The organism is Streptomyces colonosanans, assembly GCF_001866645.1.
GTDB lineage: Bacteria > Actinomycetota > Actinomycetes > Streptomycetales > Streptomycetaceae > Streptomyces > Streptomyces colonosanans.
Map to the genome: position 1 here is coordinate 1 of NZ_MLYP01000115.1, position 7,617 is coordinate 7,617.

Here is a 7,617-nt window from a genome sequence, read left to right on the forward strand (position 1 = left end):
GGCTCCTCCCACGCTCCCGAGGCGGCAGACTCGACCACGTCGGCCGGCACACCGGGCAGTACCATCCACGCGCGGATGAGCATCCACACGGTCACCAGCACGACGGCGATCGCCTCCATAGCCCTCGTCCCCCGCGACCCAGCCGACGCGGTGTCCGGCGTGTCCCGGAATCGCTTCCGCCCAGGCCACTGGGGCGTTCGGGTCCCTTCGGACACGGCCCGTGCGCGCCTTGCCGCGCCCCGATCCTCAACGAGTGAAGATGTCGACGCCGTCTGAACGGCAGTCCCCCGCAGGCCGTACCTCCGTACAGACCTGCGAAACATCCGCGGAAGGGAAACGTCAGCATGACCAGCGAACCGCCCCAGTCTTCTGCACCGTCCCGCCGCACGGTCGTGGCGGCGGCCGGCATGACCGGACTCGCCGTCGCGCTGACCGCGTGCGGGGGCTCGAACGGTCAGGCGTCCTCGAACAGTCAGGCGTCGCCGAGTTCGCCCAGCTCACCGAAGAACAGCAGTGCCAGTCCGGGCGAGCGCGACAGCGGAGCGGCCGGCTCCGGCGGCAGGGTCCTCGCGAAGACCTCCGATATCCCCGAGGGCGGTGGCAAGATCTTCGCCGACGAGGGCGTGGTAGTGACCCAGCCGAGCAAGGGACGGTTCAAGGCGTTCTCGTCCAAGTGCACCCACCAGGGCTGCGCGGTGACGAGCATCGCGAACGGCGTGATCGTCTGCCCATGTCACCGCAGCGAGTTCTCGGTGGCCGACGGCAGCGTGGAGACGGGGCCCGCCCCCGAGCCGCTGCCCGCGGCGAACATCACGGTGGACGGTGACTCGATCAGGCTCGCATGATGCCCGCGCCCTTTCCGGCCCGTGCTCGAGCCCGCCTTGGAAATCGCCACATCGGCCGAGATGCCGACGACCGACCCGGCCTCGACGACTACGAGGTCGAGTGGGGGAGAAGCCGGGCACGGCGGAGGGGTGCGGGACGTCACGTCGGACGTTGCCTGTCGGGGGCTAGACGTAACTCCTGACCGGGGCCGGCCCGAGGGCCGCGGCGACCGCGCCCGCCAGCGGTCCCGTCTCCTTGGCGGTCAGCAACGAGACGGTGATCCGGATACCGGGCGGTGTGCCCATCCGGAAGCGGGCGCCGGGCGCGACGGCCCAGCCCGCGTGCAGCAGCCGCGCGACCACTCCGGTCTCGTCGGGTACAGGAACCCATACATTGAGCCCGCTGCGTCCATGGGCCGCGACACCACGCCGTGCGAGCGCGTCGATCAGCGTGGTGCGGCGTGTGTCGTACGCCGCCGCCACCGCCCCGACGTCCACCGCGCCATCGGTCCACAGCCGCACCACGGCGCGCTGCAGGATCCGGCTCACCCACCCGGGTCCCAGCCGCTGCCGCCCCCGGACCCGGTCGACGGTGACGGTGTCTCCGGTGAGTACGGCGAGCCGCAGGTCGGGCCCATACGCCTTGGCGACCGAGCGCACGAAGGCCCAGTGCCGGGTGACCCCGGCGAGCGAGTGGAGGGACACATCGACGAACCCGTCACCGTGGTCGTCCTCGATGAGCAGGGTCCCCGGGTGCTCGCGGAGCACGGATCGCAGGGCGCCGGCGCGCGAAGCGCTCACCGCGGCACCGGTCGGGTTCTGCGCCCGGACCGTCACGATCAAGGCGCGCGCCCCGGCCTTCAGGGCACCACCCACGTCGTCCGGGATCGGTCCTTCGTCGTCGACGCCGACGGGGACCGTGCGCAGCCCGAGCGCCGGCACGAGGTCGAGGGTGCTTCCCCACCCGGGATCCTCGACGGCGACCGCGTCCCCGGGCTTGAGGTGGGCCGCGAGGACGCGCTCGATGGCATCCAGCGTTCCGGAGACCACGGCGAGCGGCCCCGCCGGCACCCCGTCGGCGTCCAGAGCGGCCCGTGCGAGGCGCGCCAGCTCCGGTTCCACCGCGACATCGCCGTACAGGACCGGCTCGCGGTCGCCCTGCGCGGCGGCCGCCGCGAACGCCGTGGCCAGCGGCGGTAGCAGCGCCGGGTCCGGATTGCCGCTCGCCAGGTCCCGCACCCCCTCGGGCACGTCCACACGAATGTGGTCCCGCCCCGTCGTGGCGGGCGCGGACCGTACCCGGCTGCCCCGACGCCCAGCGGTCTCGATGACGCCCCGCTCGCGCAGGATGCGATACGCGGCAGCGACGGTGTTGGGATTCACACCCAGTCCGGCCGCCAACTCCCGCATGGGCGGGAGCAGTTGGCCGGGCTCCAGCTCCCCGTCCCCGACCGCGCTCTCGACGCTCGCCGCAATCTCCGCTGCGCGCCGCCCCTTGATCCGATATCCTCCTAGCACAAAGAAGATTATGCACTAGCGCAATGGAGAACGCCAATGGGGATCCAGCAGCCGACGTCGTCGCCCACCGCCTACACGCCGACCGACCGCACCGTCCCCACGCGCTCCGCGGAACGGGCGTCGTACGACAGGGAGTTGGTGCACGCGATACTCGACGAGGGGTACGTCTGCCACCTCGGCTTCGTCCGCGAGGGAGCGCCGGTCGTGCTGCCCACGCTCTACGGCCGGGTCGGCGAGCGGCTCTATGTGCACGGCTCGACGGGCTCGCGCCCGCTGCGGATGGCGGACGGGGCCGACCCGGGGCTTGCGGTGTGCCTGACGGTCACGCATGTCGACGGTCTGGTCCTGGCCCGCTCGGCCTTCCACCACTCGATCAACTACCGTTCCGTGGTGGTGCACGGCATCGCCCACCAGGTCACCGACCCCGAGGAGAAGCGGACGGCCCTGGACGCGCTCGTCGACCATGTCGTGCCGGGCCGCTCGCGCGACTCCCGTCCCGCCGACAAGAAGGAGTTGGCCGCCACCGCGGTGATCCGCCTCGACCTGGACGAGGTCTCCGCCAAGGCGCGCACCGGCGGCGTGAACGACGAGCCCGAGGACCTGTCCCTCCCCCACTGGGCCGGCGTGGTCCCGGTCCGCAGGGAGTACAGCGCCCCGCTCGCCGACGCGGACCTGGCGCCCGGCATCGGCCTGCCCGACTACCTGGCGACCCTGTGATGCTGATCCACCCCTGGGACGCACCCCGCGACGACGCCGAGTGGCAACACTGGCTCGCCACCCACGACTTCGGGCAACTCGCCGTGAACGGAATGCCGGGCGAGCCGCCCCACGTCCAGCCGCTCCACTTCGCCTATGACGCCGAACGCGGTGAGGCGCTCGCCCATCTGGCACGGCCCAACCCACTGTGGCCCGCTCTGGAGGCGAACCCGGACGTAGTGCTGAGCGTGGTCGACGACTACGTCTACGTCCCCGGCCCCTGGCAGGCTCCGCCGGACACCCCGCCCGAGCACGGGGTGCCGACGAGTTTCTACGCGGCGGTCCAACTCCGGTGCACGGCCCACGTCGTGGACGACCCGGCAGGGAAGGCCGAGTTGCTGAACCGTCTGGTCGGCCACTTCCAGCCGGAGGGCGGCTCCGCGCGGGCAGCGGCGGGCGAGGATCCCTACGGTCGCATGCTGCCCGGTATCCGCGGCCTGAGGCTCGAAGTGACGGGCGTACAAGCGAAGTTCAAGTACGCCGGCAAGAGGACGCAGGAGGTCCGGGACCGCATCGCGGCCGGGCTGGCGGCTCGGGGTGGTCCGCTCGACGCACGGGCGCGCGAGCATCTGCTGCGGCGCGGGCACGAGGCGTGAGTACGGGTGCGGATCCCGCACCCGTACCGCCGAGGCGCCCCGGGCACGAGCCGTCCCGTCACACGAGGACCGGCTCCTCCTCCAGCGTCCGTGCCCCGCGCGCCTCCGTCACCGCGAGCCCCGCGACGGAGCCGAGCATCAGCGCGGTGCCGCCGAGGGTCGCCGTCGTCAGCCGTTCACCGAGCAGGACGACAGCGAGCACCGCGGCGCTGACCGGCTCCAGCAGCATGATCACGGACACGGTGGCCGACCGTACGACGGCGGCGCCCGCGAAGTAGAGGGCGTAGGCCAGGGCTGTGGGAACCGCCGCGATGTACACCACCAGCCATACGATCCGACCGGGTTCGGCGGTGTGCGGCACCAGCCCCTCCACCAGCGCGAACGGCAGCAGGCACAGGCTGGTGATCGCGAACGCCCACAGGGTCGTACCGGACGCATCGGTTCCGCCGTCGCGTCCGAACCACCGTGTGCACAGCGTCATGACGCTGTAGGCCGCCGCCGACACGAGCGCGAGCAGCACGCCCCACGGCCGCACGGTGGTGCCGCCGCTGCCGAGCACGAGCACCCCGAGCCCGGCGAGCGCACCGACAACGGCGGCCACTCCGCCGCGGCCGAGCCGCTCCCCCATCGTGAGCCGGGCGCCGAGCGCGATGAGCACGGGTCCGGCGCCGAGCGTGACGACGGTCGCCACGGCGAGTCCGGTGGCCTCGACGGCCGCGAAGTAGGCGGTCTGGAAGACGGCGAGCCCAAGCCCTGTGGCCCCGGTGCGCAGTGCCTTGCGGCCGAGCGGTTCCGGTACGGCAGTCCGGGCGGGCGAGCGCAGGAGGCGGACGGCGAGCAGCAGGACAAGGCCACCGGCGCAGCGCCAGAAGGAGAGGACGAAGGGCCCCATGTCACTGGTCCGGTAGACCAGTGAGGCGGCCGCGCCCGCGGTGCCCCAGGCGGCACCGGCGACGATCAGATAGAGGAGGCCTCGCCCGACGGGCAGGCCCACAACAGCATTCGACACGAATTGTCTCCGCAGATGTGCAGAAGTACGGGAAGCAACCCCGCATCGGCGGGGTCGGCGGACTTCTTCTGCGGGCAGCACCGTTCCGCCCGGCGCTGTGCCGGGCGTGGATTCCGGAGAGCCCGCCTCAGGCGGCCGGAGGGGGAAGAACGAGTGCGTTTGAATGCATGATCCGCACCCTACGCAGCCGTCTCGCGGGCTGACAACTCCCTGTCCGTGCCGCCGCCGCTCGCCACCGGCTCCGCGGAGCCCTTCGCGGGCGTCGAGGACTGCGCGATGAACGCGCCCACCAGGACGACCGCACCCCCGATGATCTGCGGCGCCGAGAGGTGCTCGCCGAGCAGCACCCAGGCCAGGACGGTCGCGATCACCGCTTCGAGGCAGGCCACAACAACGGCGATCTGGGGCGAGAGCCGGCGCACGGAGAGCACTCCGGTCACGTAGGCGAGGACCGTGGCGACCAGGACGATCCACAGCAGCAGCACGACGGCCGGAACGACGGTCCCGTTCATGTGCACACCGTCCGTGAGTACCTGCCAGTCCATGCTCCAGGGGCGAGCGACGAAGGTGAGCACGGCGGCGCCGACGAGCAGGCCGTAAGCGATCACGCCGAGCGGGTCCGGTGCCTCCTCGCCCGCGTCGCCGCCCTGGTCGGACAGGACGAAGTAGCCGACCTGGCAGCCGGCGGCGCCGAGCGCGAGCAGCAGCCCCAGGGCGTCGAAGCTCAGGCCCGACCACACCTCGACGACACAGGCCAGCCCGCCCACTGCGAGGACCACGCCGACCGCCGCGGCACGGGTCACGGGCCGTCGCTGCACAAACCGCACCCAGCCGAGCACAAGCGCGGGCGAAAGGTACTCGATCAGCAGGGCGACGCCGACGGGTATGCGGGAGATCGCGGCGAAGTAGCAGGCCTGGACACCGGCCACGGCGAGCAGCCCGAACCCGACGAGCAGCGCGGGACGACGGCGCAGCAACGCGCGGTGGCGCACGGCGAGCGGCAGCATCACGAGCGCGGCGCCCGCGACCCGCAGCCACACCACATGGAGGGGGTCGAGCCCCGCCTGGATCAGCGGCTTGGCCGCGACACCCGATCCGCCGAAGGCCAGCGCCGACACGAGGGCGAGCCCCAGTCCGACGCCTCTGCCGTGGTTGCCCTGACTGCCGTTTGACGTATGCACCGGCACATGATGACAGGCAACGACATGAGCGTCACCCCTGATAGCTCCTGTCTCAGAGGGTGGACCTGCGCACCTGTTCGGACCGGGGGTTCCGGCTCAGCGGCCGACGTCCTCCGACTCCGGGCATCCCCCCGCGAACTCCTCGACCGCGGCCGCCGCCTCGATCCGCGAGGGCAGAGCGCGGACGTCGACGCCCGCGCGTTCGAGGACCTCGACGGCCCGCGACTCGGGGTCCGCGACGATCGCGGCGAGCAGGTCGAGCCCGCACGTGCGTGCATGGCCGCGCCGCTCCGCGCGCGCACAGGCCGCGTCCAGGGCGCCGGCCGCCGTGGGCGACCAGCCCTCGGGCTCGCTCAGCACCGGCAGGGCACCGGAGTCCTCGACGCTGCTCTGCCAGCGCAGGCCGTAGCCGATGGCGCGCTGGACAAGGTAGCCGAGCAGCCGTGCGACCTGCGGACCGTCGAAGACGGCACGCACCTCGGGGTCGGACTCCAGCAGCGTGTGCAGCAGATGGGCCGTGTCGATCTGCCGGTCCCCGTCCCGCAGCGCCCTCCGGCGGGCGCCCGCGACCACCGCTGTCAGTGCGGCGGTGAGTCTGGCGTCGAGGTTCACGTGGTGCACGCCGCGCTCGGCGGCCGGTTGCGGGAAATGACGGGGTGGCACGTTCCCTACCCCATCAGCCCCATCGGCTCGGGTCATCCCCGGCGGGCAGCATTTTCACGTCCGACACAGGTTGGGTATCGCTGACCGGGTTCTCCTCCTTACGGATGAGATCGCACCGTTCCCCCCGTAGGGAGCGCGTCTCGTCGCCTCGCGCCACCGCCGGGCGCACCGGTCCAGCCACACCGAATTGGCCTTGGTCCGTCGCTTCCATGAGCGGCTAACTTCGGGCCATGCGCATTCGAATCGTCGACGCATTCACCGACCGCCCCTTCGCCGGCAACCCGGCCGGCGTCCTCCTCCTCGATGCCTTCCCGGACGACGGCCGGCTCCAGGACGTGGCCCGCGAGGTCAACCACGCCGAGACCGCGTTCGCCCACCGCCTGCCCGAGGGCGGCGAGGCCGACTGGGCGCTGCGCTGGTTCACGCCCGCCACCGAGGTCGCCATGTGCGGGCACGCCACCCTGGCCACCGCCCATGTGCTGCGCACCACGGGCGCCCACGAGGGCCCCGTACGGTTCGCCACCCGCAGCGGCGTCCTGAGCGCCACACCGCACGACGACGGCTCCATCACCCTGGACTTCCCCACCGCGAGGCTCACCCCGGTTGCCGTCCCGGAGGGCGTGGCCGAAGCCCTCGGCGCGGAGCCCCTCACCGCCTTCGACACCGGCCCGAACGTCGGCGACCTGCTCCTCGAACTCGCAGACGAGAAAACGGTTCTCGGCCTCTCCCCCGACCTCAAGGCGCTCACCCGCCACTCGCAGCGCGGCATCATCTCCACCGCACAGGCCGAAGACCCCTCCCGGGGGTACGACTTCGTCTCACGCTGCTTCTTCCCGAACGTCGGGATCGACGAGGACCCGGTCACCGGCAGCGCCCACACCGCCCTGGCCCCCTACTGGTCCGAACGCCTCGGCCGCGCCGACCTCACCGGTCTGCAGGCCTCCGCGCGCTCCGGCCGCGTCCGCACGGGACTCCGCGGCGACCGCACCCTGCTCACCGGACGCGCGGTCACCGTCATCGAGGGCGAACTGCTCGCCTGATGGGAGCTACGGAGCTGGGGAATGCTCGGT

General features: G+C 72.3%; 8 protein-coding genes. 4 read left to right on the forward strand and 4 right to left on the reverse strand.

The window, feature by feature from the left end; all coding sequences use genetic code 11:
* Positions 1 to 344: 344 nt before the first annotated feature.
* Positions 345 to 845: a Rieske (2Fe-2S) protein gene (locus BIV24_RS30050; RefSeq protein WP_071369628.1), complete on the forward strand. Its 501-nt coding sequence runs from the start codon at positions 345 to 347 to the stop codon at positions 843 to 845.
* Positions 846 to 1,010: 165 nt separating this feature from the next.
* Here the strand turns inward: BIV24_RS30050 and BIV24_RS30055 are convergent, their stop codons facing one another.
* The gene (locus BIV24_RS30055) at positions 1,011 to 2,342 is read right to left on the reverse strand and encodes an aminotransferase class I/II-fold pyridoxal phosphate-dependent enzyme (RefSeq protein ID WP_079168652.1); all 1,332 of its coding nucleotides are present in this window, start codon (positions 2,340 to 2,342) and stop codon (positions 1,011 to 1,013) included.
* A gap of 36 nt (positions 2,343 to 2,378) precedes the next feature.
* Here BIV24_RS30055 and BIV24_RS30060 point away from each other — a divergent pair, with 36 nt between their 5' ends.
* Positions 2,379 to 3,059: a pyridoxamine 5'-phosphate oxidase family protein gene (locus BIV24_RS30060; protein ID WP_071369630.1), complete on the forward strand. Its 681-nt coding sequence runs from the start codon at positions 2,379 to 2,381 to the stop codon at positions 3,057 to 3,059.
* Positions 3,059 to 3,694 (forward strand): FMN-binding negative transcriptional regulator, encoded by a 636-nt coding sequence (locus BIV24_RS30065; RefSeq protein WP_071369631.1) that lies wholly within the window; start codon positions 3,059 to 3,061, stop codon positions 3,692 to 3,694. Before BIV24_RS30060 ends, BIV24_RS30065 begins: the two co-directional genes overlap by 1 nt.
* Positions 3,695 to 3,752: 58 nt before the next feature.
* On the opposite strand, the gene BIV24_RS30070 is transcribed toward BIV24_RS30065, so the two are convergent.
* The 3 genes from BIV24_RS30070 to BIV24_RS30080 all read right to left on the reverse strand — a co-directional run bounded on the left by BIV24_RS30070 (position 3,753) and on the right by BIV24_RS30080 (position 6,583).
* Positions 3,753 to 4,703: a DMT family transporter gene (locus BIV24_RS30070; RefSeq protein ID WP_071369632.1), complete on the reverse strand. Its 951-nt coding sequence runs from the start codon at positions 4,701 to 4,703 to the stop codon at positions 3,753 to 3,755.
* A gap of 179 nt (positions 4,704 to 4,882) precedes the next feature.
* Positions 4,883 to 5,890 carry an EamA family transporter gene (locus tag BIV24_RS30075; RefSeq protein ID WP_071369633.1) on the reverse strand — a complete coding sequence of 336 codons (1,008 nt, stop codon included), beginning with the start codon at positions 5,888 to 5,890 and terminating at the stop codon, positions 4,883 to 4,885.
* Positions 5,891 to 5,980: 90 nt separating this feature from the next.
* Positions 5,981 to 6,583 carry a Clp protease N-terminal domain-containing protein gene (locus tag BIV24_RS30080; RefSeq protein ID WP_079168653.1) on the reverse strand — a complete coding sequence of 201 codons (603 nt, stop codon included), beginning with the start codon at positions 6,581 to 6,583 and terminating at the stop codon, positions 5,981 to 5,983.
* Positions 6,584 to 6,777: 194 nt separating this feature from the next.
* Between BIV24_RS30080 and BIV24_RS30085 the strand changes: the two genes are divergently transcribed.
* Positions 6,778 to 7,587: a PhzF family phenazine biosynthesis protein gene (locus BIV24_RS30085; RefSeq protein WP_071369634.1), complete on the forward strand. Its 810-nt coding sequence runs from the start codon at positions 6,778 to 6,780 to the stop codon at positions 7,585 to 7,587.
* Positions 7,588 to 7,617: the final 30 nt, after the last annotated feature.

Excerpts from the sequence above, each read along its gene's own strand:
- BIV24_RS30060 (WP_071369630.1), top strand. The coding sequence starts at position 2,379 with ATGGGGATCCAGCAGCCGACGTCGTCGCCCACCGCCTACACGCCGACC.
- BIV24_RS30080 (WP_079168653.1), bottom strand. The coding sequence starts at position 6,583 with ATGACCCGAGCCGATGGGGCTGATGGGGTAGGGAACGTGCCACCCCGT.
- BIV24_RS30085 (WP_071369634.1), top strand. The coding sequence starts at position 6,778 with ATGCGCATTCGAATCGTCGACGCATTCACCGACCGCCCCTTCGCCGGC.
- BIV24_RS30065 (WP_071369631.1), top strand. The coding sequence starts at position 3,059 with ATGCTGATCCACCCCTGGGACGCACCCCGCGACGACGCCGAGTGGCAA.
- BIV24_RS30050 (WP_071369628.1), top strand. The coding sequence starts at position 345 with ATGACCAGCGAACCGCCCCAGTCTTCTGCACCGTCCCGCCGCACGGTC.